The 21,729-nt window shown below is 67.5% G+C and carries 24 protein-coding genes, 1 tRNA gene and 1 riboswitch; of the genes, 8 read left to right on the forward strand and 17 right to left on the reverse strand.

Annotated features, from left to right (window positions below; genetic code table 11):
- Positions 1-465 (forward strand): hypothetical protein, encoded by a 465-nt coding sequence (locus tag ACODSL_RS01965; RefSeq protein WP_488898946.1) that lies wholly within the window; start codon positions 1-3, stop codon positions 463-465.
- 4 nt (positions 466-469) lie between these two features.
- Here ACODSL_RS01965 and thiC read toward each other — a convergent pair whose 3' ends face one another.
- Together thiC and ACODSL_RS01975 are read right to left on the reverse strand one after the other, a co-directional pair.
- On the reverse strand, positions 470-2,308 hold the full coding sequence (thiC, locus tag ACODSL_RS01970; RefSeq protein WP_488898947.1) for a phosphomethylpyrimidine synthase ThiC: 1,839 nt from the start codon (positions 2,306-2,308) through the stop codon (positions 470-472).
- A 138-nt stretch (positions 2,309-2,446) separates the two neighbouring features.
- A riboswitch (TPP riboswitch) is annotated at positions 2,447-2,554 on the reverse strand.
- A gap of 349 nt (positions 2,555-2,903) precedes the next feature.
- Positions 2,904-4,829 (reverse strand): potassium transporter Kup, encoded by a 1,926-nt coding sequence (locus ACODSL_RS01975; protein ID WP_488898948.1) that lies wholly within the window; start codon positions 4,827-4,829, stop codon positions 2,904-2,906.
- 204 nt (positions 4,830-5,033) lie between these two features.
- On the opposite strand from ACODSL_RS01975, the gene ACODSL_RS01980 reads away from it, so the two are divergent.
- The 4 genes from ACODSL_RS01980 to ACODSL_RS01995 are packed head-to-tail and all read left to right on the forward strand — an operon-like array spanning position 5,034 to position 7,214.
- Positions 5,034-5,258: a hypothetical protein gene (locus ACODSL_RS01980; protein WP_488898949.1), complete on the forward strand. Its 225-nt coding sequence runs from the start codon at positions 5,034-5,036 to the stop codon at positions 5,256-5,258.
- A complete protein-coding gene (locus ACODSL_RS01985; protein ID WP_488898950.1) occupies positions 5,255-5,389 on the forward strand; it encodes a hypothetical protein in 135 nt (44 codons plus the stop codon). Before ACODSL_RS01980 ends, ACODSL_RS01985 begins: the two co-directional genes overlap by 4 nt.
- Positions 5,389-6,441: a Rieske 2Fe-2S domain-containing protein gene (locus ACODSL_RS01990; protein WP_488898951.1), complete on the forward strand. Its 1,053-nt coding sequence runs from the start codon at positions 5,389-5,391 to the stop codon at positions 6,439-6,441. The genes ACODSL_RS01985 and ACODSL_RS01990 overlap by 1 nt, the downstream gene beginning before the upstream one ends.
- On the forward strand, positions 6,438-7,214 hold the full coding sequence (locus tag ACODSL_RS01995; RefSeq protein WP_488898952.1) for a hypothetical protein: 777 nt from the start codon (positions 6,438-6,440) through the stop codon (positions 7,212-7,214). The genes ACODSL_RS01990 and ACODSL_RS01995 overlap by 4 nt, the downstream gene beginning before the upstream one ends.
- Here the strand turns inward: ACODSL_RS01995 and ypfJ are convergent.
- The 6 genes from ypfJ to ACODSL_RS02025 all read right to left on the reverse strand — a co-directional run bounded on the left by ypfJ (position 7,211) and on the right by ACODSL_RS02025 (position 12,359).
- Positions 7,211-8,068, reverse strand: a complete 858-nt coding sequence (gene ypfJ / locus ACODSL_RS02000; RefSeq protein WP_488898953.1) for a KPN_02809 family neutral zinc metallopeptidase — start codon at positions 8,066-8,068, stop codon at positions 7,211-7,213. The genes ACODSL_RS01995 and ypfJ overlap by 4 nt on opposite strands.
- 196 nt (positions 8,069-8,264) lie before the next feature.
- Positions 8,265-8,786: a hypothetical protein gene (locus ACODSL_RS02005; RefSeq protein ID WP_488898954.1), complete on the reverse strand. Its 522-nt coding sequence runs from the start codon at positions 8,784-8,786 to the stop codon at positions 8,265-8,267.
- 583 nt (positions 8,787-9,369) lie between these two features.
- Positions 9,370-9,936, reverse strand: a complete 567-nt coding sequence (locus tag ACODSL_RS02010; RefSeq protein ID WP_488898955.1) for a type II toxin-antitoxin system antitoxin SocA domain-containing protein — start codon at positions 9,934-9,936, stop codon at positions 9,370-9,372.
- A gap of 132 nt (positions 9,937-10,068) precedes the next feature.
- Positions 10,069-11,004 (reverse strand): IS1595 family transposase, encoded by a 936-nt coding sequence (locus tag ACODSL_RS02015; RefSeq protein ID WP_488898956.1) that lies wholly within the window; start codon positions 11,002-11,004, stop codon positions 10,069-10,071.
- A gap of 176 nt (positions 11,005-11,180) precedes the next feature.
- Positions 11,181-11,735 (reverse strand): tetratricopeptide repeat protein, encoded by a 555-nt coding sequence (locus ACODSL_RS02020; RefSeq protein WP_488898957.1) that lies wholly within the window; start codon positions 11,733-11,735, stop codon positions 11,181-11,183.
- A 63-nt stretch (positions 11,736-11,798) separates the two neighbouring features.
- Positions 11,799-12,359 carry a tetratricopeptide repeat protein gene (locus ACODSL_RS02025; RefSeq protein ID WP_488898958.1) on the reverse strand — a complete coding sequence of 187 codons (561 nt, stop codon included), beginning with the start codon at positions 12,357-12,359 and terminating at the stop codon, positions 11,799-11,801.
- 72 nt (positions 12,360-12,431) lie between these two features.
- On the opposite strand from ACODSL_RS02025, the gene cuyA reads away from it, so the two are divergent.
- The 3 genes from cuyA to ACODSL_RS02040 all read left to right on the forward strand — a co-directional run bounded on the left by cuyA (position 12,432) and on the right by ACODSL_RS02040 (position 14,702).
- Entirely contained in the window at positions 12,432-13,433 is a 1,002-nt protein-coding gene (cuyA, locus tag ACODSL_RS02030) for a D-cysteate sulfo-lyase (protein ID WP_488898959.1), read from the forward strand.
- On the forward strand, positions 13,430-14,110 hold the full coding sequence (gene cuyB, locus ACODSL_RS02035) for a cysteate racemase (RefSeq protein ID WP_488898960.1): 681 nt from the start codon (positions 13,430-13,432) through the stop codon (positions 14,108-14,110). Before cuyA ends, cuyB begins: the two co-directional genes overlap by 4 nt.
- A 112-nt stretch (positions 14,111-14,222) precedes the next feature.
- Entirely contained in the window at positions 14,223-14,702 is a 480-nt protein-coding gene (locus tag ACODSL_RS02040; protein ID WP_488898961.1) for a YbjN domain-containing protein, read from the forward strand.
- 90 nt (positions 14,703-14,792) lie between these two features.
- On the opposite strand, the gene ACODSL_RS02045 is transcribed toward ACODSL_RS02040, so the two are convergent.
- From ACODSL_RS02045 to ACODSL_RS02085, 9 genes are all read right to left on the reverse strand, one after another.
- Entirely contained in the window at positions 14,793-16,160 is a 1,368-nt protein-coding gene (locus tag ACODSL_RS02045) for an MFS transporter (protein WP_488898962.1), read from the reverse strand.
- Positions 16,161-16,248: 88 nt separating this feature from the next.
- Positions 16,249-16,536 (reverse strand): 4a-hydroxytetrahydrobiopterin dehydratase, encoded by a 288-nt coding sequence (locus tag ACODSL_RS02050; protein WP_488898963.1) that lies wholly within the window; start codon positions 16,534-16,536, stop codon positions 16,249-16,251.
- Between the two features lie 120 nt (positions 16,537-16,656).
- Positions 16,657-16,741: transfer RNA gene (locus tag ACODSL_RS02055), tRNA-Leu, on the reverse strand.
- Positions 16,742-16,798: 57 nt separating this feature from the next.
- On the reverse strand, positions 16,799-17,287 hold the full coding sequence (locus ACODSL_RS02060) for a MarR family winged helix-turn-helix transcriptional regulator (RefSeq protein WP_488898964.1): 489 nt from the start codon (positions 17,285-17,287) through the stop codon (positions 16,799-16,801).
- Positions 17,288-17,316: 29 nt separating this feature from the next.
- Positions 17,317-18,324 carry a fumarylacetoacetate hydrolase family protein gene (locus ACODSL_RS02065; protein WP_488898965.1) on the reverse strand — a complete coding sequence of 336 codons (1,008 nt, stop codon included), beginning with the start codon at positions 18,322-18,324 and terminating at the stop codon, positions 17,317-17,319.
- Complete coding sequence (locus tag ACODSL_RS02070; RefSeq protein WP_488898966.1) at positions 18,321-19,082, reverse strand: hypothetical protein; 762 nt, start codon at positions 19,080-19,082, stop codon at positions 18,321-18,323. Before ACODSL_RS02070 ends, ACODSL_RS02065 begins: the two co-directional genes overlap by 4 nt.
- A gap of 34 nt (positions 19,083-19,116) precedes the next feature.
- Positions 19,117-19,392 carry a hypothetical protein gene (locus ACODSL_RS02075; RefSeq protein WP_488898967.1) on the reverse strand — a complete coding sequence of 92 codons (276 nt, stop codon included), beginning with the start codon at positions 19,390-19,392 and terminating at the stop codon, positions 19,117-19,119.
- A complete protein-coding gene (locus tag ACODSL_RS02080; RefSeq protein WP_488898968.1) occupies positions 19,389-20,522 on the reverse strand; it encodes a homogentisate 1,2-dioxygenase in 1,134 nt (377 codons plus the stop codon). Before ACODSL_RS02080 ends, ACODSL_RS02075 begins: the two co-directional genes overlap by 4 nt.
- 2 nt (positions 20,523-20,524) lie before the next feature.
- Complete coding sequence (locus ACODSL_RS02085) at positions 20,525-21,559, reverse strand: isoaspartyl peptidase/L-asparaginase family protein (protein ID WP_488898969.1); 1,035 nt, start codon at positions 21,557-21,559, stop codon at positions 20,525-20,527.
- Positions 21,560-21,729: the final 170 nt, after the last annotated feature.

Below are 21,729 nucleotides of genomic sequence, written 5' to 3' on the forward strand. Positions count from 1 at the left end.
ATGCCGAAGAACAAGGACTCGCTGCTAACGGGCCGACATGTCGCTCCTTTGACCGGCCACGAGGCGAGTCGGGCGCGAAACACCTTCATGGGGATGGATCGACTTGCACCGGTGCGGCATGAGCAGGGGGCTAGGACGCGATTTCGAGTCTACGAGGAAGAGGAAGTGGAAGTTCACGAGATTGTATTCGGATCAGACATCTATCCTGGTCCGAACGTCGTGGATCCGAACTCCTCTCTCAGTATGAAGGCAGCGGTCGCTCATGAGCTGACCCACATGTATCGATGGCAAGATAAGACCGAAATTGATGAAGAGGCCTTGGGGGAGATCGACGAAGCTCTAACCAGCCTAGAAGCAGTCCGACGATTTCCCCGGCACCTCGACGATCACGACATTCAGCAACTTGTCGCAGATGCCATTCAACGGCTGCAAATCTACGTAGCGAAGGTTCGTGACGAGGCCTAACCCCCTACTCCACCTTCACCTCAATCTCCCCGCCCAGGTCCCTGAACTTCCGGCTCATCGCCGCCATCCCCTCGGCCGCCTCGTTCGGGGCCAGCCCGGCGGCGAACTCGCGGACTTCCTGGGTGATCTTCATGCTGCAGAACTTGGGGCCGCACATGGAGCAGAAGTGCGCCGTCTTGTGGGCTTCCTTCGGCAGGGTGGCGTCGTGGAACTTCTGGGCCGTTTCCGGGTCTAGGCCGAGGTTGAACTGGTCTTCCCAGCGGAACTCGTAGCGGGCGCGGGAGACGGCGTCGTCGCGCAGGTGGGCGGCCGGGTGGCCCTTGGCGAGGTCGGCGGCGTGGGCGGCCAGCTTGTAGGTGATGACCCCCGTCTTGACGTCGTCGCGGTCGGGCAGGCCCAGGTGCTCCTTGGGCGTGACGTAGCAGAGCATCGCCGTGCCGAACCAGCCGATCATCGCCGCGCCGATGGCTGAGGTGATGTGGTCGTAGCCGGGGGCGATGTCGGTGGTCAGCGGACCGAGGGTGTAGAACGGCGCCTCGTGGCAGTGCTTGAGCTGCTCATCCATGTTGGCCTTGATCTTGTGCATGGCCACGTGGCCGGGCCCCTCGATCATCACCTGGCAGCCGTGGTTCCAGGCGACCTTGGTCAGTTCGCCCAGGGTGCGCAGCTCGGCGAACTGGGCCTCGTCGTTGGCGTCGCGCGTGCTGCCGGGGCGCAGGCCGTCGCCGAGGCTGAACGACACGTCATAGGCCCGCATGATGTCGCAGATGTCCTCGAAGTGGTCGTAGAGGAAGCTCTCCTTGTGGTGGGCCAGGCACCACTTGGCCATGATCGAGCCGCCGCGGCTGACGATGCCGGTGACGCGCTTGGCCGTCAGCGGGATGAACGGCAGGCGCACGCCCGCGTGGATGGTGAAGTAGTCGACGCCCTGCTCGGCCTGTTCGATCAGGGTGTCGCGGAAGACCTCCCAGTTGAGGTCCTCGGCCACGCCGCCGACCTTCTCCAGCGCCTGGTAGATCGGCACCGTGCCGATCGGCACGGGGCTGTTGCGCAGGATCCAGTCGCGGATGTTGTGGATGTTGCGGCCGGTCGACAGGTCCATGACCGTGTCGGCGCCCCAGCGGGTGGCCCAGACCATCTTGTCGACCTCGTCGGCCACGGTGCTGAGCACGGCGCTGTTGCCGATGTTGGCGTTGATCTTGACGAGGAAGTTGCGGCCGATGGCCATCGGCTCCAGCTCGCCGTGGTTGATGTTGGCCGGGATGATGGCGCGGCCGCGGGCGATCTCCTGGCGGACGAACTCCGGGGTGACGAAGTCGGGGATGGAGGCGCCGAAGTCCTCGCCGTCGCGGACGCAGGGGGCGGTCTGCTCGCGGCGCAGGTTCTCGCGGATGGCGACGTATTCCATCTCCGGCGTGGTGATGCCCTTGCGGGCGTATTCCAGCTGGGTGACGGCGGCGCCGGTCTTCGCCTTGTAGACCTTGCGGGTCTCGTCGTGGAACTGCGGGGCCAGGTGCTTGCCGCGGGCGAAGCCGTTGTCCTCGGGCTTGACCTGACGGGGGTCGGTGACGACCTCGACGTCGCCCCGGCCGGTGACCCAGGCCTCGCGGATGCGCGGGAGGCCCTTGTCGATGTCGATCACCGCGTCCGGGTCGGTGTAGGGGCCCGAGGGGTCGTAGATGGTCAGCGGCGGCTCGTTGGCCGTCGGGTGCAGGGCGACCTCGCGGAACGGCACGCGGATGTCCGGGAACAGCTCGCCCGAGGCGTAGACCTTGCGGCTGCCCAGACGCGGGCCGACGGCGACGTCATCGGTGGTCGGGGAGACGGGAGCGTGGATGTTCATGGCGCAAGGTCCTCGGTTGGGAGCCTTGCCGGGTCCGGGTGATCCACCTTTCCCGTTTCCCCGGCGAAGGCCGGGGCCCAGATGAAACCCCCTGGCTTGGGAGGCTGAATCTGGATCCCGGCCTTCGCCGGGAACACGGATAGGGTAGGCTCCTCTCCCTTCGCCGGCATGACCCGGATCAGGTTCGGCGGGTCACGGCGATAGCCGAATCTCAGCCGCTCAGGTGCGGCTCCCCGGAGAACGCGCGGAGAGTAGGCCCGGCTCGGTTTGGGGGCAAGGTGGAGCGTTCCTGCGTCCTTCGACACGCAGCCTGCGGCTGCTGCTCAGGATGACTTGCAGTTTGTCTACGGCAGGATGAGGTGGTTCAGCGCCTCCCCTCCAAGTTATCCTGAGCAGCCCCCCCCCGGGTCCGACCGGCGGTCGGCCCGAGGATAAACTCCGGGCCGTGTCGAAGAACGCAGGGTTTCGCCGCGCGGGGGATTGTTGCGTCCTTCGAGACGCTCGCTTGAGGCTCGCTCCTCAGGATGACGGGCATTTGTGTTCGTCATGGTGAGGAGCGGACCCTCAGGTCCGCGTCTCGAACCACGCACGCCCCCTAGATGCTCACCTGCGTGCCCATCTCGACCACGCGGCCCGGGGGCAGGTGGTAGAAGTCGGTCGGGGTGGTGGCGTTCTTCGACAGGGCGATGAACAGGCGGTCCTGCCAGTTCGGCATGCCCGACTTCGCCGAGGCGACCACCGTGCGGCGGCCGAGGAAGAAGCTGGTCGACATCAGGTCGATCTTCAGGCCCTCGGCGCGGCAGGCGGTCAGGGCGGCCGGGACGTTCGGCGTCTCCATGTAGCCCCAGGCCACCGTAACCATCCAGAAATCGCCGTCGAGCCGGCGGGTGATCACGCGATCGGCCTCGGCGACGGTCGGGGTGTCGGTCGTGCGGACGGTCAGGAAGACGTTGACCTCGTGCAGCACGCGGTTGTGCTTGAGGTTGTGCATCAGGGCTGACGGCGCGTGGTCCGGGTCGGCCGTGAGGAAGATGGCCGTGCCGGCGACGCGGCGGGGCGGGCGGCCGGTCAGCATGGCCAGCACGTCGGCCAGCGGGGCGCTGTCGCGGGCGGCCTTGGCGTTGAGCAGGCCGCTGCCCCTGGCCCAGGTGGCCATGACGAGGAACAGGGCCCCGCCGAGCATCAGCGGCACGAAGCCGCCGTGGAGGATCTTCAGGGCGTTGGCGCCGAGGAAGATCAGGTCGACGGTGATCATCGGCGCGATCAGGAGGGCGGCCTTCCACAGCGGCCATTTCCACTTGTGGCGTACGACCAGGAAGGCCAGCGAGGTGGTGATGACCATGGTGCCGGTGACCGCCAGGCCGTAGGCGTGGGCCAGGCCGCTGGAGGTCTTGAAGATGGCGATCAGCAGCACGACCCCGACCAGCAGCAGGCCGTTGATCTGCGGCATGTAGATCTGGCCGGCCTCGTGCCGCGACGTCTGGCGTACGACCATGCGCGGCAGCAGGCCCAGCTGGATGGCCTGGCGGCTGATCGAGAAGGCGCCGGTGATCACCGCCTGGCTGGCGATGACGGTGGCGGCCATGGCGAGGATGACCACCGGCGCGCGCAGCACTTCGGGAGCCATGAGGAAGAACCAGTCGGCGTTCTCGACCTTGTTCCCGCCGGCCCCGGCGATGGCCTGCAGGGCCATGGCGCCCTGGCCGAGGTAGTTGAGGATCAGGCAGGGGAACACCAGCGCCAGCCAGGCGAAGGCGATGGGCCGGCGGCCGAAGTGGCCCATGTCGGCGTAGAGGGCTTCCGCGCCCGTGACGGTCAGGAACACCGATCCCAGCACGAACAGGCCGACGGTCCCGTGGGTCGCGAGGAAGGCGGCCGCGTAGGTCGGGCTGAGCGCCAGCAGGATCGCCGGTTGCCCGACCAGGTGTGTGACGCCGAGCACCGCCAGCAGGCCGAACCAGACGAGGCAGATGGGTCCGAACCACTGGCCGACCCCGCCCGTGCCGCGCGACTGCACCGCGAACAGGACGCCGAGAATGATCAGGCTGATGATCATCAGGGCCTGGGGTGTGACCGCGGTCTCGAGGCCCGGCACCGTTCGCAGGCCCTCGACCGCGGACAGCACCGAGATGGCGGGCGTGATGATGGCGTCGCCGTAGAACAGCGCCGCGCCCATGACGCCGAGCGCGAAGATCAGCATCGTGCGGCCGCCGGTGGCGCGCTCGGCCAGCGCCATCAGCGACAGCACCCCGCCCTCGCCCCGGTTGTCGAGCCGCATGAGGAAGAAGACGTACTTGACCGTGACGACGAGGATCAGCGCCCACAGGGCCAGCGAGGTCACACCCATGACGCCGGCCAGCACCACGCCGTTGGGCGAGGCCTGTCCGAGGGCTTCACGGAAGGCGTAGAGCGGGCTGGTGCCGATGTCGCCGTAGACGATGCCGATCGAGCCCAGCACCAGCGGCCAGAACCGCCCCGCGCCGTGCGCCCCGGGCTGCGCCGGTGTCGCGTCCTTGCTCATGCTCTCTCCGCCCCTGACCCGGGAGCCGCCGGGCGATCGCTGGCGCGCGGCGTAGGCCCGGCGGCCTGGCCTGACAAGCGCTTTGTACGGCGCTTGCCGGGGGAAGCCGCCGTGCGTCGTTCACCGACCGCGCCGCAACCTGTGACCGGTGCGCGATTGACTGTGATCGGGCGGGTTCGCACTGTCATCGCCGGGGGAGGCTCCATGGACGGGACCTTGCTGACCATTGCCGGACTGATCGTGACGGGCGCCGGATTGTATCTGGCCGCCGGCGCGGTCTTCGCCTTGATATGGATCACCGTGCTGGCGGGCCGGGCCGACCCGGGCGCGCGCGGCGCCGGCCTCGGCTTCCGGCTGATCATCGCCCCGGCGGCCGTGTTGCTCTGGCCGGTGTTGCTGCTGAAGGCGCTGCGAGGGTTCGCGCCATGACCCGGGGCAAGCGCCGGCGGCACCTGGCCGTCTGGCTGATCCTGACGCCGCTGATGCTGGCGGCCGTGGCGACGACGGTGAAGCATCGCCCGCCCCTGCCCGCCGCCGCGCCGGCGGAAACGCCGCGCTGATGTCCCACAGGTACAGCGCCATCGGCTGGAACCCGTTCAAGGTGCTCTATGACGCCTGGATGGTCGTGATCGCCCTGGCCTTCACCGCGGCGTTCGTTGTCGCGGCCAGCCTGGCCGTCCCGGCCGGGGAAGCATTTCATCCGGTGCAGATCGTGCTACGGGCGACCGGCGCGGCCGCGTTCGCCCTGCTGACGGTGGTGCTGGCGATCGGCCCGATGGCGCGGCTGGTCCCGGCCGCGACGCCGCTGCTGTACAATCGGCGACACTTCGGGGTGATGGTCTGCCTGATCGCGCTGGTCCACGCGGGGCTGGTGCTGGCCTGGTACTACGGCGCCTCGCCCTACAACCCGTTCGTCGCCCTGCTGGTCTCGCGCCCGCCGGCGCTGGCGATCACGGCCGTGCCGTTCGAGCTGTTCGGCCTGGCGGCGCTTCTGATCCTGCTGCTGATGGCCGCGACCAGTCACGACCACTGGCTCAAGGTGCTGACGCCGGGCTGGTGGAAGGGGCTGCATATGGCGGTCTACGTCGCCTACGGCCTGCTGGTGGCGCATGTGGCGTTCGGCGCGTTGCTGGTCGAACGGGCCGACGTCTATCCGCGCTTTTTGCTGGGCGCGGCGGGCGGGCTGGCGGTCCTGCATCTCCTCGCCGGCGTGCGCGAGGCGCTGCGGGACCGGCAGGCCGGACGCGCGGGCGACTGGCTCGACGCCGGCCCCGCGCTGGACATCCCCGACGGAGCCGCTGTGATCGTCGCGCCGGAAGGCGGCGAACGGATCGCCGTGTTCCGCGACGGCGACCGGGTGTTCGCCCTGAGCAACGTCTGTCCGCATCAGAATGGCCCGCTCGGCGAAGGCCGGATCATCGACGGCTGCGTCACCTGCCCGTGGCACGGCTGGCAGTACCGGCCGACCGACGGGATCTCGCCGCCGCCTTTCGAGGAACGCGTGGCGACCTATCCGGTTCGGATCGAGGCCGGCCGGGCGCTGGTCGGTGTTGATCCGCTGCCGATCGGCGCGGTCAGCCCTGGCGCCCTGATCGAAGGCGCGCCCGGATGAGCCGCAAACCTCTGATGACCCGTCGAACGGGTCCGTTGTTCGTCGGCTACAATGCCCCGACCGACGGCGTGAAGCGCGGGCTGCTACTCGGCGGATTGGCGACCGCCGGCGCGGCAGGACTGGCGGGGGTGGCGCTGGGCGGCCACATGACGCCGCCCGGCCCCGGCCGCTGGGATCCCACGAAGGTCGAGACCTGGCGCGGCCGGCTGGTGATGGACCCCTACCCGATGCTGCGGTTCGTCGACGCGGAGGGGCGATCCCGCACCGCCCTGATCGGCTGCCCCGACAAATGCGGCGTGGCGCTCGAGCTGTCCGCGTTCGTCGGGAAGGTGGTCGAGGTCAGCGGCTCGGCCGCCGTGCGCGGCGACCATCTGATGATCACAGCGTCGAAGCCGTTCGGCTGGATTCGCGAGATCGCTGAGGCTCCGCCGCCGGAGCCACCGCCAGGTCAGACCCTCGGCGCTGTGAGCCTCGAGGGCGAACTGATGGACGCCAAATGCTGGCTGGGGTCCATGCGACCGGGCGAGGGGCTGACGCACAAGGGCTGCGCGGAACTGTGCGTCCGGTCCGGCCTGCCGCTGCTGTTCGTCACCGGTGGGCCCGAACGGACAAAGCGGGTGTTCATTGCACTCGGCCCTGACGGGGCGATTTTGGGCACGGACGTGCTGCCCTTCGTTGCCGATCCCGTGCGGGTGACCGGCGCCGTCGCGCAGCGGGATGGCTGGCTCCGCCTGAACCTCGCGCCTGACGGAATCGTTCGGCTGCCCGCCTAGAGCGCCGGCGCCCGGATCGTGTCGCATTGGGCGGGGTCGCCGCTGTCGTAGCCGCGTTTGAACCAGCGCATGCGCTGGGCCGCCGTGCCATGGGTGAAGGCATCGGGGACGATGCGGCCCTGGGTCTGGCGCTGGATGGTGTCGTCGCCGACGGCGCTGGCGGCCTGCAGGCCCTCCTCGATGTCGCCCGCCTCGAGCGCCACGCGGCCTTGCGTCGCCGCGCCCGTGCGGGCGGCCCAGACGCCGGCGTAGCAGTCGGCCTGCAGCTCGACGCGGACCGAGCCGCCGCCCGCGCCGCGGGCCTGCGCGCCCTGCCCCGCCGACAGTTCGCCGCGCAGGTCCTGGACATGGTGGCCGATCTCGTGGGCGATGACATAGGCGCGGGCGAAATCGCCGGCCGCGCCGAAACGGGTCTCCAGTTCGGTCCAGAAGGTCAGGTCGAGGTACACCTTCTTGTCCTCCGGACAGTAGAAGGGGCCCATCGCGGCCTGACCGACGCCGCAGCCGGTGGCCGTGGCCTGGTCATAGAGCACCACCCCGGCCGTCGGGCTGTAGGTCGCGCCGGACTGGCGGAAGATTTCGGTCCAGACGTCGGTCGTGGAGGTCTCGACCGCCCCGACGAACTGGCCGCCCTCGTCGGTTACGGCGCCGCGCTTGCCCTCCTGGGCCGGCGCGCTGACCGCGCCGCCGTCCGTGACCGCGCTGATCATCTGCTGGGGATCAACACCGAAGACGAAGACGCCGATCAGGACGATCACCACCCCGCCGAGGCCGAGGCCGCCGACCGCGCCGACCGGTCCCAGTCCGCGTCGGTCCTCGATGTTTCCCGATTGTCTGCCGTCGCGCCAGCGCATGATCGTGCCTCCCGTTCAGTCGGTTCTAACGCTGGGGCGCCGGGAAGGGTTCGTCCAGTGGGGATCCTCCCCTCTCGGGGGAATTATATACGTGACAAAGCAATCTGAACCGTGCGATTCCCCAGAGGGACAGGCCGGCGCTACTGAGATTGAGATTCTGAAGGCTCTGGTCGAACGCCTTGCGAGGTGGGAGGCGTCAGGACAAACGCACGCTGATTTTGCGAAGGACCTTCTCGGTCTTTTTCGGGGTCTCACACCCGAGATCGTACGCCTTCCAGTGGACGATATCGGAGAATAGGCGAAGAGCCTCGTCACCCATCTCTTCAAGATCGCTAAGATGCAGGTCCAAGGATTCCAGCTCACGAGTCGAAATGTTTTCTTTGAGGAAAGAGACAAACCCTCGATAGCTTCGCCATGTCTGCCCCATGAACGACGGGGTTTCGATTGTGCCGTGTGTCGTCCAGTGCCGGTGCCAGGCGAGGTGCTTGAAGCGGGCTATGATTTCCTTCCCCTTAGTCCGAACCTCGTCATCGAGGTTCAGCACTTTGAGTTGGCGTTTGAAAACTTCGATGCGGCGCTTTGTGCTAATGGGGATTTGATAGAGCGGGTCTGGATTGGCGCGGGCGAATAAGCGGAGACAGCCGTCGATCGCTTCTTCGGCGTCCGCCCAGTTCACGGATATGCGGCCAACGTGGAAATATATGTAGTCCAGCTTCATCGGCTTGGACGGGAAGTAGGGTTTGAATGTCAAAGGACAGCCCGGCCGATTTGAATGAGCCCGACGCCGACAACGCGGAGTTCGAGCGGGTTCTACGCAATCTCGCGGCAATGCCTCCGAAGCCGCATGCGGTGTCCAAACCGGTTCCGGGGCGCAAGCGAGGAAGGCCGGTGAAGGCCGATAGCCGCTAGGCGTGTGTCTTCAGGTAGGTTTGAAGTCTGGGTATCGATTCTGGTGATGTGGATACGCCGTCTCGGACGCGCTTAAGAGTGGCGGCGTCCATTGAGGGTTGTTTCTTGAACTGAGTGCCAAGCACCGCCGCGTCCAAGGCCTTTTGGCTCATGACGCGCATCAAGTGATATGCCGCGTAACTCCTGTGCTTGAGCAGTGCATATTCTTGTGGCGTAAGCTCGCAGGTGCGGTCGCTTTGCGGCTGCGGCGTACAAATCGGGACCACCAAGTAATCTTTGTCGGCAGGATTTGCGGCCAAGCAGATCATGCGGTGACCACCTGTCGGATTGGCGGCCCCGCCAGTTCCGAACAACCAGAAGACATCGCCGGGAGAGAGCGTTGTCCCCGCCACTCAGATCGCCAGCAGGCTCTGTGTGCGTCGCACCTCATCGACGGTTTCGGCGAGCCCTTCAGGGTCAGGCTTGCGGAGCGCTCGAAAGACGGCGGCGTAGCTGATTGGAAGGCGACCAGACGTCACCTCTTCGTATTCTTGGCAGTGCTCGTGCGTGTGGCGGCGAATTTGTCCCGAAGTAAATCGGGCGAATTTGTCCCACAGACTTTCGAGGATCGCGATGTCCGCATTGCTCAGTTCATCGAAATCCGCGCGGTCCATTTTCCGAACAGGCGTTACGATGTTTCCGTTACGCGCGATGTAGCGAGACCACGTCTCCTGATCGATGCCGCCGTTGATCCCATTTAGGGCGCTGGAACAGATCGGCCCATCTTTCAGGGAATAAAACTCGTCATAGAACATCGGATGATCGAGGCGATCCATGGCGTAGCGTTCCGCCAAGTACAGCAGCTTGATCAGTTTCAGCTTCTCGATCTTTCCGTCCGCGCACAGCGCAAAAAAGGCCGCTGCTTGGGCCGCCTTTTTAGACTCGAATCCGACAAGCGGAGGAAACAGGTCGTGTTCCATAAAACGGACCATACAGCCAAAAATGTGCAATTTTGCGTTCTCATTCTGAATGCGATCAAAAAAAGTACGCGCTATTTTGGCTCGTATTCTCGCGTGGATTTTCGCATCGCATAGATACGACGCGCCTTCTGCCTACGCGTGCGCGGCTTGACCAACCCGCCGATAAGTCAGGCGCTTGCCAGCGATGCCACGCAGCAGCTCGTCAGTGCGCATCGTGTCGGTGATGCCGAGGGCGATGCGGTTGGAGTAGCGGAAGTCGAACTCGGCAAGGTAGCGCGCGAGGTGCGCTTCCGAGACATGATGGAACGTGCCGACGACGCCGCGCTTCAGGATCGCGAAGAAGCCCTCGACGGTGTTGGAGTGCGCATTGCCACGGACGTATTCGTCCTTGCCGTGGTTGACCTTCTCATGGCCCGCGAACTCGGTTCCGACGTTGCGGTATTGGCCCGCTTCGTCGGTCATAAGGACGCTTTCGCGGCGGACCTGGGTGCGCAGGATGGGCGCGAGGGTCTTGCCGGTGACGTTGGCCACATGGAACGAACGGGCGCGGCCACCACGCTCAACGAGGGCGAACACGACCTGCTTGCCAACGCCGCCGATCTGGCCGGGCTTGCGCTTGGACAGGTGCTTGTTGGTTTCCTTGCCGCCGACATAGGTTTCATCGGCTTCGACGAACTTGCCTTCGCCGCCCATCGGGGCGCCGTTGTCGCCCATCGCCTCGCGGATGCGGTGGCACATGAACCAAGCGGTCTTATAGGTGACGCCGAGCGTGCGGCCGATCTGGTGAGCCGAGATACCCTTCTTGCTGGACGACATGAGGTAGGTCGCCAGTAGCCACTTGTTGAGCGGAACCTTCGAGCTTTCGAACACGGTTCCAACCGTAGCGGTGAACTGCTCGCGACAGGCGTTGCACTGATACAGGCCCGCACGGTGAGCCTTGCCCTTGAGCGCGGTGGCTTCGTTCACGACGCCGCAATGCGGGCAGATCGGACCTTGCGGCCAACGGGTGGCTTCAAGGTGTTCGCGGGCCTTGTCGGCGTCGGTGAAGATCGGTGCGGTCAGGTTCATCGGTAGGGCTTCCTTCAGTGAGGAAACCTTACGAAATCAATGCTGCTTTGTCACGTATATAATTCCCCCTCTCGGGGGAGGTGGCTCGCCATAGGCGAGACGGAGGGGGTCCGCTCCGGTCTCGGGGGACCCCCTCAGTCCGCTTCGCGGACAGCTCCCCCGAAGGGGAGCATCCTTCAGGGCTGCGTCACCGTGAACCGTGTCAGCTGTTTCGCCGGAAGGGCCCAGTCGGGGGCGAGGTCCTGGGCCTTGCGGTAGTCGTGGTAGGCGCCGGGCGCGTCGCCGAGGCCCTCCTGGACAAGCCCGCGATTGTACCAGGCCTTGGCCGGCTCATCGACGCCGAGGGCCAGGCCGCGGTCGATCTCGGCAAGGGCGCCGGCGTAGTCCTGGTCGGCCATCAGGGAGACGCCGCGATTGACGAAGGCCTCGCCCAGCGTCGGCTCCAGCGCGATGGCCCGGTCGAAGTCGGCCCGGGCCGAGAGGTAGTCGCGGGTCCGCATGAGCATCACGCCGCGATTGACCAGAGTGCCGGCGCGGTCGCGGCGAACCAGTCCCTCCTCGGCGAGGGCCCGGCTGCAGAGCTGGATTGAGTCGGTGTCGGACCGGCCGGCGAAGGCCGCTTTCGAACAATCCGGCGCCAGGCCGGAGCCCAGGACCATGACCGAAGCGGCAGCGGGACCGGCGACGGCGAAGGCCAATGCGGCAATGAGTATGCGATTGAGCGCCGACATTTTCGTCAACTCCCCTCAACCCTTCCTGTTTCCGTTCACCGGGATGACCGGATGTGGGCGGCCCTACTTCGGCGTCACCGTGAAGCGGGCCAGTTCCTTGCGGGGGGCGTCCCAGTCCGGCTTCAGCTCGGACGCCTTGCTGTAGTCGCGCCAGGCGGCCGCCATGTCGTCGAGTGCTTCCCAGGCCAGGGCCCGGTTGAAATAGGCCTTTTCCGGCTCGTCCGGGCTCAGGGTCAGGCCCTTGTCGATGTCGGTCTTGCCCTCTTCCCAGCGCCGCTGGGCGATCAGGGCCGCGCCGCGGTTCACATAGGCCTCGCCCATCGCCGGCTGGATGCGGATGGCCGTGTCGAAGTCGCGGTTGGCCTGGGCGTAGGCCTTGCGCCGAAGCTGGATGACCCCGCGATTGACCAGGGTGGCCGCCCGGTCGCGCTTGACCAGGTTTTCGGTCTCAAGCGCGTAGGTGCAGGTGCTGAGCGAATAATCGTCCGACCGGCCCTGAACCGCGAAGCGGGAACAGGCGTCGGCCAGCCCTCCGCCCAGCACGAAGGCGGCCGATGACGCCGGCGCGGCGAACCCGAGGGACAGTACCAGTGCGGCTGACGCGAACACGACTTTGGGGGTCATTGTGAATCTCCTCCCCTGCGCGAAGCTTTGAAGTAGTCTGGATATCACGAAAATCCAGACTCAGGTCGCCTCATGAATCTCGCCAAGTTCGCCCGCGCCCGGTTCGCGCATCTGCCGACCCCGCTGGAGCCGGCGCCGCGCCTGAGCGCCGAGCTGGGCATCGACCTGTGGATCAAGCGCGACGACTGCACGGGCCTGGCCGGGGGCGGCAACAAGACCCGCAAGCTGGAGTTCCTGCTGGGCGAGGCGCTGGAACAGGGCGCTGACACCCTGATCACCCAGGGGGCGGTGCAGTCCAACCATGTCCGCCAGACGGCGGCGGCGGCGGCCAGCTTCGGCATGGCCTGCGAGATCGTTCTGGAGAACCGCACGGGCAACACGGCCGTCGACTATGTCGGCTCGGGCAATGTGCTGCTCGACCGACTTCTGGGCGCGAAGATCCGCACCGTGCCGGCGGGCCTCGACATGAACGCCGAGATGGAGGTCAACGCCGCCGCCGCCCGGGCGCGGGGCGCGGTTCCCTACATTATCCCCGGCGGTGGTTCGAATGCGGTCGGGGCCCTGGGCTATGTCGACTGCGCGCTTGAGCTGGCGGCGCAGGCCAACGACGAGGGGCTGGTCATCGACCGGCTGGTGACCGCGACCGGCAGCGCTGGAACCCACGCCGGTCTCGTGGCCGGTATGGCCGTCAGCGGGGCTGACATCCCGGTGCTGGGCATCGGCGTGCGGGCGCCGAAGGAGAAGCAGGAGACCAACGTCTTCAACCTGGCCGTCGAGACCGCCGGCCTGCTCGGCCATCCCGAGCGCGTGACCCGGGAGATGGTCGTGGCCGACTGCGACTATGTCGGGGCCGGCTATGGCCTGATCGACCAGGCCGTCATCGACGCCCTGACGCTGGCCGCGCGCACCGAGGGGCTGCTGCTTGATCCGGTCTATACCGGCAAGGCCATGAAAGGCCTGATCGCCCTGTCGAAGGCCGGCGCCTTCGCTGGCGAGACCGTGGTGTTTCTGCACACAGGCGGGGCGCAGGGGCTGTTTGGCTATCACGGCGAACTTGAGCCGGCGCTGCTGTGATGAAAACCCTCGGTGTTCTGGGCGGAATGGGGCCGGCGGCGACGCTGGACTTCCTCGCCAAGCTGCAGGCGGCGACGCCCGCCGGGCGGGATCAGGATCACCTGCGGGTGCTGGTCGACATCAATCCGCAGGCGCCCGACCGAAACGAACCGAGCAGCAACCCCGGTCCGGTGCTGGCGGCGATGGCGAAGGGCCTGGCGGCGTCCGGCGCGCAAGTGCTGGCGATCGCCTGCAACACCGCCCATGCCTATGCCGCCGAGGTCGAGGCGGCGGCCGGACTGCCGCTGGTGAACATGATCGACGCCGCCTGCCAGAGGGCGCGGCGTGACGGCGCCAGCCGGGTCGGCATCCTGGGCACCGGACTGGCGCTTGGGCTCTATTCGGACCGGCTGACGGGCATGGGGCTGGAGGCCGTCGCACTGACGAAAGCCAAGCAGGAGTGGTTCATGAGCCTGCTCTACCGCATCAAGGGCGGCGACCTGGGCGAGGAGGTCCAGGACGAGATGGCCGCCGTGGCGCAGTCGCTCGCCGAGGCCGGCGCCCAGGCCATCATCGCCGGCTGCACCGAGGTCCCGCTGGTCCTGGGGCCCGACGATCTCGACATCCGGCTGATCGACGCGGGCCAGGTTCTCGCCGAACACTGCGTTGCGACCTGTCTGGGCAAGGCCCCGCCCTGAGCCGGGCTGTCGAGATCAGTCTCGCGGGGAGCCCCCTCTTTGGGGTATGGTTTCAGGTGCAGGCTGGCTTCATATGGCCTTCATTGCCTGTGTCACTTGGGGGACTACCATCGTGAAGAAGATCCTCGCCGCCGCCGCCGCCGCCGCGATCGCCGCCGTCGCCTTGTCCGCCGCGCCCGCCGCCGCCCTCACCTATCCCGTCGCCGGCGTGAGCGCCCAGGACGTGGCGTCCGTGCTGCGCGCCAAGAACCTGCCGGTCGAGATCACCAAGGACGACGCCGGTGATCCGATGATCAAGAGCTCGTCCGACGATCTGAACTGGCGCGTCTACTTCTACGACTGCACCGCCGGCCGCTGCACCAGCATCCAGTTCTCCGCCGGCTTCGATCTCGACAAGGGCATGACCTATTCGAAGTGCAACGAGTGGAACTACACCAAGCGCTTCGGCCGTTGCGCGCTGGACGACGAGATGGACCCCTACGCCCGCTACGACATCGACGTGGCCAAGGGCTACACCTCGGAATCGATGGCCTATGCCCTCGACACCTGGCTGCTGATCGTGCCGACCTTCTCGAAGTTCATCGGCTACTGATCGACCTGACGGTGGACGCCGAGGCGTCCACCTGACTGTCGTCCGTTCCGCGCCGCCCGGCCTCAGGCTCGGCGGCAGGCCGGGCGCCGGCTATGCACCCTCGCCGTTCCGGCCGTCACGGTCGTCGAGTTGTCGGCGCATGGAGGCGTGGGCGTCGGCGTCCAGCCGGTGGCCGGCGATGATCGCGGCGGCGGCCAGACCCAGCAACGCCGGCGCGACGGAAAACCCGATCGTAAGGGCCAACAGCGCCTCCGGGCTGTTGGCCGCACCCGCCTTGGCCTCGAACCCCAATGCGTCCAGGGCGCTGAACCCGACGATCACGGCCAGGGACGAGCCGATCTTGACCGTTCCGCTGAGCAGACCGAAGAGCAGGCCGTTGCGGTCGACTCCGCTGGCCAACCGCTCCTCGTCGCCGACGTCGGCCATCATCGCCCTCAACAGGATCGGACCGGCGGAAAAGGGCAGGCCCGAAAGAGCCATGACCACGATGGCCCAGACAAGGCCCGACGGCACGACCAGAATCGCGATCTGGGCCAGGGCGTAGCCGATCGCCGCGATCATCAAGGCCCTGTGCTTGCCGATGCGCCGGGCCAGCCGGGCCCACAGTGGCGCCCCGGCCATGGCGCCGACGAAATAGACCAGCAGCAGCAGACCGGCCAGTCCACGGTCGACCCCGCGGATGGCCTCGAAATAGAAGAAGAACAGCGACCCGGCGATGGCCGGTCCTGTGCCCAGGGCGATGTCGGTGGCCAGCAGGCGCAGGACCGAACCCCGGCCCATCAGGGCCAGATACTGGCGCCAGTGGGGCGGGCTGGCGTTTGGCGTGGTTGGCGGCTCGCCGACCAGCAGAACCGCCGCGGCTATGGTCGGCGGCAGGGTCAGCATGACGAACCAGCCCATGGCCTGCACACCGGCCGCATGATCCAGGCCGAAGCCCAGTCGCATCAGCGGCGGCATGGCGAGGATCGAGATCAGGCCCAGCACCGTGAACCCCTGCCACCAGCCGTAGACCCGCGACCGTTGGTCGTAGTGCGGCGCGATCCGGGCCGCCCAGGCCACATGGGCCATCGAGGCCATGGACTGGCCTACGAAACCGAAGATCAGCCAGACGAGGATATAGGCGCCGTCGATCCCCGGGCCGGCCATGAACAGCATCCAGGCGGCGACCACGGCGATCAGCGCGCCCGCCACCAGCCATGGCCGGTAGCGGCCGTAGCGGGTGTCGGTCTTGTCGATCAGGAAGCCCAGCACCGGGTCGAGCACCAGGTCGAACAGGCGGATCACGCCGAACACCGTCGCCAGCACGCCCAGGCCGACGCCCAGTTCGGTCGCGTAGTAGTTGGGCAGATAGACCGTCACCGGCAGCAGCATCGCCGCCACGGGAACACAGGGCAGCGCGAAGGCCGCCAGCCGCCAGTTCGACAGGGGGCGGCCATCGCCGCCGGCGCCCGTGATCATCAACACTCCCCCCGCCTGTCCCCTGTTCACGGGGGTGGGGGCGATGTTCCAACGCTATCCGGCGCTTCGCAAGGGCCGTCGATCAGGATCAGCCGGCGATCGCGTCCATGAAACCGGCCAGCGTCACGTCGAGTTCGGTGACCCCGTCGGCGTCGTGGGTCGCCAGCAGCACCTCGACGCGGTTGTAGACATTGAACCATTCGGGATGGTGGTCGAGCTTGTCGGCCATCAGCGCGACCCGCGTCATGAAGCCGAAGGCGGCGTTGAAGTCCGGGAACGTGAACGTCTTGAGGATGGCGTCCCGGCCGTCCGTGGCCGCTGTCCAGCCGCTGAGCCGGGTCACCGCCGTCGCCGCGCCGATCTTCGTCTGGGCCATCAGGGTCACTCCATCTCGGGATCGGGCGTCTTCGCCCTCCTTCGCCAAGGCTTCGAAGGGCATCCTGCTTCGCATGAAACTGCCGGACCTGTCCTGCGAAGCCCGCAAGGCGAAGCACGATGGTGCCCCCGGTCGGGCTCGAACCGACACTCCTTGCGGAACCGGATTTTGAGTCCGGCGCGTCTACCAATTCCACCACAGGGGCCTGCGGAGGCGGCAATCTAGCGACGGCGCGGCTCAGGTCAACGCGCTGGCGGAGTCGTCAGCGACCTTCACCCGACAGGCGGGCCGCCGCGGCTTCCAGTCGGGACAGCAGGCGCTTGAGCGTGAGCACTTCGGCGGGGGCGAGACCGGCCAGCAGGGCCGCTTCATAGGCCAGGGCCAGGGGGGCGATCTCGCCGTGCAGGCGGCGGCCGGTGTCGGTGAGCGCCAGGGTGTGGGAGCGGCCGTCGGAGGGGCTGTCGGTCCGAACGACGAGGTTGCGCGTGACAAGACCCTGGGCGGCGCGGCTGACGGTCACCTTGTCCATCGCCGTGCGGGCGACCAGAGCCTGGGGCGACAGGGCGCCCTCGGCCAGCACGGCCAACAGACGCCACTGCGGGATCGAGAGGCCGAAGCGATCCTGATAGGCCCGCGCGATCAGGCCGGAGACCCCGTTCGAGGCGATCGACAGCCGATAGGGAAGGTAGTCGTCGAGCACCAGCGTGTCGGGCGACCGCTTGCGCGGCAACGGCGTCACGTCTGCGCCCATGATCCTCTTCCTTCCCATCAGCCGGCGGCTCAGGCGGCGGCCACCTGCTGTTCAATGGCGCCGAAGATCGAGTGGCGCTTCTCGTCGCGCATCTCAATGCGGACCGTGTCGCCGTGGCGCAGGAAAGGCGTTTTCGCCTCTCCGGCGAGCAGCGTCTCCACAGTGCGCACTTCGGCGATGCAACTGTAGCCCAACCCGCCGTCGCTGATCGGTTTGCCTGGACCGCCGTCCGCGTCGCGGTTCGACACCGTGCCCGAGCCGATGATCGTGCCTGCGCCCAGCGCGCGGGTCTTTGCCGCGTGGGCGATGAGGGTCCCGAAGTCGAAGGTCATGTCGACCCCGGCGTCGGCCTCGCCGAACGGCTTGCCGTTGAGTTCGACCTCCAGGGCGCCATGGAGCTTGCCGTCCTTCCAGCGGTCGCCGAGCGCGTCCGGCGTCACCGCGACCGGCGAAAAGGCGCTGGCCGGCTTGGACTGGAAGAAGCCGAAGCTCTTGCCGATCTCGCCCGGGATCAGGTTGCGCAGGGAGACGTCGTTGCAGAGCAGGACCAGCCGGATCGCGGCCAGGGCTTCTTCGCGGGTGGCGCCGAGCGGGACGTCGCCCGTGATCACCGCGATCTCGCCCTCCATGTCGCAGCCCCAGGCCTCGTCCTTGAGGGGGATGTTGTCGCGGGGGCCGAGGAAGCCGTCAGAGCCGCCCTGGTACATCAGCGGGTCTGTCCAGAAGCTGGCCGGCATCTCCGCGGCGCGGGCCTGCCGCACGAGGGCGACATGGTTCACATAGGCGCTGCCGTCGGCCCACTGGTAGGCGCGCGGCAGGGGCGAGGCGGCGTCATGCTCGTGAAAGCGATCCTTCGGCACCGACCCATGCTCAAGGCTCTCGGCCAGGCCGCGCAGCAAGGGTTCGCAGTACCCCCAATCGTCGAGCGCCGCCTGGAGGGTCGGCGCGACGGCCCCCGCGGATACGCACCAGGCGAGATCGTTGGAGACGACGACGAGGTGGCCGTCCCGGCCACCCTTGAGGGACGCTAGCTTCATTTTTTCTCTTCAAATAGGGCCATCATGGCCGGGTCCGGTTTCTTGGGAATCGTCAGGTCGTCGTGCGCGGCGCGCAGCTCGGCCATACGGGCCGGCTTGTCGCTCCACCAGGCCTCGAACTCGCGGACCGCCTTGCGCAGGGCGATGAGCTGTTCCTCGAGGCTGAGGGGCTTTTCCTCTTCCTCGTGCTCTTCCTCATGGCCGCCGTGGCCGTCGCCGCCGACATTGACCGTGATGCTGTGGCCCTGGACCGTATGGGCGACCGCCGAGGGCGCCTCGCCGTGGCCGCCGCCATGGCCGCCGTGGGCCGCCGGGGTTCCATGGGCGCCATGTCCGCCGCCGTGACCGCCGCCATGGCCGCCCTTCCCGTGGGCGTCCTTGCCGTGCTTGTCGTCCTTCTTCTTGTCCTTGTCGTCCTTCTCGCCGAGGGCGGTGTTCAGCGCCTTCATCTGCTTGCCGAGCGAACCGCCGGCCATCAGCACGCCGCCGAGGTAGGTCTTGATCACCCGGCGCAGGACGTCCGCCCCGCGCAGGATGCCGAACTCGTCCTGCTTCAGCGCGAAACGGGCCGCGGCGAGGATGATCTTGTAGATCTCGTCCAGATGCGCCGCGCCGGCCCGCCGCGCCGGCGGATTGACCATGCCCAGCAGCAGCATCAGCAGCAGGGCCGAGGCCACGACCCAGCCGATCACGCCGAACGGCGTCAGCAGGCCGGGCTCATACTGCGGCCCCCAGGGAAACTCACTGTGATCCGTCATCTTCGCACCCCCTCGAAGATCCCCAAGCCGCCGTTCAGGCGGTCTTCGGGATCAGGCGGCTGACCTTGGCCCCAGCATCATAGCGCGAGGGGCCGCCGAACACCGCAATCTCCACCAGAATGTCCCCTCCCGGCTCGCTCGCCCACAGATAGTTTCGTTCCACCTCGACATTTCTCCCGTCAGGCGAAATTCCCTCGAAGGTATCGCCCCATGGGGTGACCTTGGCGAGCTCACGCCAGCGGATCGTCAGGGCGCGCTTCAGTTCGTCCTCGGCCATGTCGAGCAGATCAGGGTCGGTCGCGTCGGTCATGAAGCCTTCCAGCTGTCCACGTAGGCCGCATTTTCCACCGTCGCCGCGCCCTCGCCAACCTCCAGCGGGTCGCGGGTGTCGATCATCACCGCGTATTCGTCGGTCGCCGGCTTGGGCTGGCTGAGCATGTTCTTCAGCGCCTTGGGGTGCGGGCCGTGGGTGAAGCCGCTCGGATGGAAGGTCAGCATGCCGGCGTCGATGCCGTCGCGGCTGAAGAAGTCGCCGGCGTGGTAGAAAAGCACCTCGTCGTAGTCGTCATTGTTGTGGAAGAACGGGATCTTGATCGCGCCGGGATCGGTCTCGAACGGGCGCGGGGCGAAGGTGCAGACGACGAACCGGTCGGCCAGGAAGGTCGTGTGGACGCTCGGCGGCAGGTGGTAGCGGTGGCTGTTCAGCGGCCGGAAGTCGCGGACGTTGATCTTCACCGGCGCCAGCTCGCCGTGCCAGCCGACGGCGTCCAGCGGATTGTAGCCGTAGGTTGCCACCGAAACCTGGCCGCGCTTCTTGATCTGGACCGGAAAGGTCCCCTCCTCCGCCTGGTGAGCGCGGAAGGCGTCGTCCATGGCCGGGGTGACCAGCAGGGCCGGGTCGAACAGGGCGTGGTTCCCGAGCAGGCCCTTGTCCGGAAGGGTAAAGTGGCCGTTGGTCGCCTGGATGGTCAGTACGGCGGTCGGGGCCGCGGGGCTGAGCCGCCACATCGTGCCACGCGGCAGATAGAGGTAGTCGCCGGCCTCATACGACAGCCGGCCGAAGTCGCAGTAGAGCTCGCCAGCCCCCGCGTGGATGAACAGCAGCTGGTCGCCATCGGCGTTGCGGGCCAGGACCGGCATGGCGGCCGACAGCTTCCAGAAGCGCATCTCGCAGGCGGCGTTGTGCAGGATGACCGGGGCGTCCCAGGGCGAGGGCGCGGCCTCGTTCAGGCCGTTCAGGTCAAAGGCGCGCGGTCGCAGCGGGCCCTCGAAGCTGGTCCAGCCGGTCGGCGGCTTGCGATGGTAGAGGAACGCCGCCGGGCCGAAGAAGCCCTCCTTGGACATCTCCCGCTCGTAGGTCCCTTCGGGCAGATCGGCGTGCGCCTGCTTGCTGTGCAGGCCTTCCGCGCCGCGAACGGGGATCCAGTTACCTTTGGCCATGGCTACGGCTCGTCCTTGTAGATGGAGATCACCGGCGCCTGTCCCTCGGCGGCGCGGGTGCGATACATGCCCGAGGTGTTGAAGCTCCAGGCGATCTGGCCGTCGGGGGTGAGGGCGATGATGCCGCCGTCGCCGCCGAGGGCGGTCAGGCGGGTCTGGATCACCTCGTCGGCGGCCTTCTGCAGGCTCAGACCCCTGTACTGCACCAGGGCGCAGATCTCGCGGGCGACCGTCAGGCGGATGAAATACTCGCCGGTCCCGGTGCCGGAGACGGCGCAGGACTGGTTCGACGCATAGGTGCCCGCGCCGATGATCGGGCTGTCGCCGACCCGGCCCCAGCGCTTGGCGGTGGTGCCGCCCGTCGAGGTGCCTGCCGCCACGTTGCCGGCGCTGTCCAGCGCGACCACGCCGACGGTGCCGAACTTGCGATCGTCGGGGATGGAGATGAAGGCGTGCGGCGCCGGCGCGCCCTGGGGCCGCGGCGGAATCGGCAGGCCCTGGGCCGTCAGTTCCGCGACCAGCTGGGCCCACCGCCGCTCGGTGAAGAAGAACGACGGCTCCACCTGCTCCAGACCGGCGGAGACGGAGAAGGCGTCGGCCCCCGCGCCGACCATCATCACGTGCTTCGACTTTTCCATCACCGCGCGGGCGAGGCTGATGGGGTGGCGGGTGCGGGTGACCCCGGCCACGGCGCCGGCCTTGAGCGTCGCGCCGTCCATCACCGCCGCGTCGAGGGAGTTGGCTCCCTCGGCGGTGAACACCGCGCCCCGTCCGGCGTTGAACAGGGGGTCATCCTCGAATTCGCGGATCACCGCCTCGACGGCGTCCATCGCCGCGCCGCCCCTGTCGAGCACGGCGGTCCCGGTGGCGACCGCCCGGGCCATGGCGGCGCGATAGGCGGCCTCGGTCTCCGGCGACATGTCCTTGCGCTCGATGACCCCGGCCCCGCCGTGGATGGCGATGGCCCATTTGGGCCTGGCGAGGGCGGGGGGGGCCATGAGGGCAAGCGCCATGATGGCGAGGGTGATGAGTCTCATACGATCCACCTTTCGACTCCCGATCACCGACAACAGCCACCTCAACTTTCCTCCCCGCGAAGCCGGGGAGGGGGACCATGCGGAGCATGGTGGAGGGGGCAGCGCCGGGCTCGCCGGAAGAACCTGAATTCAGGATGGGGCCGCTGGCGTTCGCGCTGACCCCTCCACCG

The organism is Caulobacter sp. FG121 (assembly GCF_057809815.1).

Coding starts and splice junctions, on each gene's coding strand:
- ACODSL_RS02010 (WP_488898955.1), bottom strand. CDS start 9,936: ATGGAACACGACCTGTTTCCTCCGCTTGTCGGATTCGAGTCTAAAAAG.
- ACODSL_RS01990 (WP_488898951.1), top strand. CDS start 5,389: ATGTCCCACAGGTACAGCGCCATCGGCTGGAACCCGTTCAAGGTGCTC.
- thiC (WP_488898947.1), bottom strand. CDS start 2,308: ATGAACATCCACGCTCCCGTCTCCCCGACCACCGATGACGTCGCCGTC.
- ACODSL_RS02020 (WP_488898957.1), bottom strand. CDS start 11,735: ATGTCGGCGCTCAATCGCATACTCATTGCCGCATTGGCCTTCGCCGTC.
- ACODSL_RS02025 (WP_488898958.1), bottom strand. CDS start 12,359: ATGACCCCCAAAGTCGTGTTCGCGTCAGCCGCACTGGTACTGTCCCTC.
- ACODSL_RS02075 (WP_488898967.1), bottom strand. CDS start 19,392: ATGACCGACGCGACCGACCCTGATCTGCTCGACATGGCCGAGGACGAA.
- ACODSL_RS02065 (WP_488898965.1), bottom strand. CDS start 18,324: ATGAAGCTAGCGTCCCTCAAGGGTGGCCGGGACGGCCACCTCGTCGTC.
- ypfJ (WP_488898953.1), bottom strand. CDS start 8,068: ATGCGCTGGCGCGACGGCAGACAATCGGGAAACATCGAGGACCGACGC.
- ACODSL_RS02050 (WP_488898963.1), bottom strand. CDS start 16,536: ATGGCCCAGACGAAGATCGGCGCGGCGACGGCGGTGACCCGGCTCAGC.
- ACODSL_RS01995 (WP_488898952.1), top strand. CDS start 6,438: ATGAGCCGCAAACCTCTGATGACCCGTCGAACGGGTCCGTTGTTCGTC.
- ACODSL_RS01975 (WP_488898948.1), bottom strand. CDS start 4,829: ATGAGCAAGGACGCGACACCGGCGCAGCCCGGGGCGCACGGCGCGGGG.
- ACODSL_RS02070 (WP_488898966.1), bottom strand. CDS start 19,082: ATGACGGATCACAGTGAGTTTCCCTGGGGGCCGCAGTATGAGCCCGGC.
- cuyA (WP_488898959.1), top strand. CDS start 12,432: ATGAATCTCGCCAAGTTCGCCCGCGCCCGGTTCGCGCATCTGCCGACC.
- ACODSL_RS01985 (WP_488898950.1), top strand. CDS start 5,255: ATGACCCGGGGCAAGCGCCGGCGGCACCTGGCCGTCTGGCTGATCCTG.
- ACODSL_RS02085 (WP_488898969.1), bottom strand. CDS start 21,559: ATGAGACTCATCACCCTCGCCATCATGGCGCTTGCCCTCATGGCCCCC.
- ACODSL_RS02045 (WP_488898962.1), bottom strand. CDS start 16,160: ATGATCACGGGCGCCGGCGGCGATGGCCGCCCCCTGTCGAACTGGCGG.
- ACODSL_RS02060 (WP_488898964.1), bottom strand. CDS start 17,287: ATGGGCGCAGACGTGACGCCGTTGCCGCGCAAGCGGTCGCCCGACACG.
- ACODSL_RS02080 (WP_488898968.1), bottom strand. CDS start 20,522: ATGGCCAAAGGTAACTGGATCCCCGTTCGCGGCGCGGAAGGCCTGCAC.
- ACODSL_RS02015 (WP_488898956.1), bottom strand. CDS start 11,004: ATGAACCTGACCGCACCGATCTTCACCGACGCCGACAAGGCCCGCGAA.
- ACODSL_RS01980 (WP_488898949.1), top strand. CDS start 5,034: ATGGACGGGACCTTGCTGACCATTGCCGGACTGATCGTGACGGGCGCC.
- ACODSL_RS01965 (WP_488898946.1), top strand. CDS start 1: ATGCCGAAGAACAAGGACTCGCTGCTAACGGGCCGACATGTCGCTCCT.
- ACODSL_RS02005 (WP_488898954.1), bottom strand. CDS start 8,786: ATGAAGCTGGACTACATATATTTCCACGTTGGCCGCATATCCGTGAAC.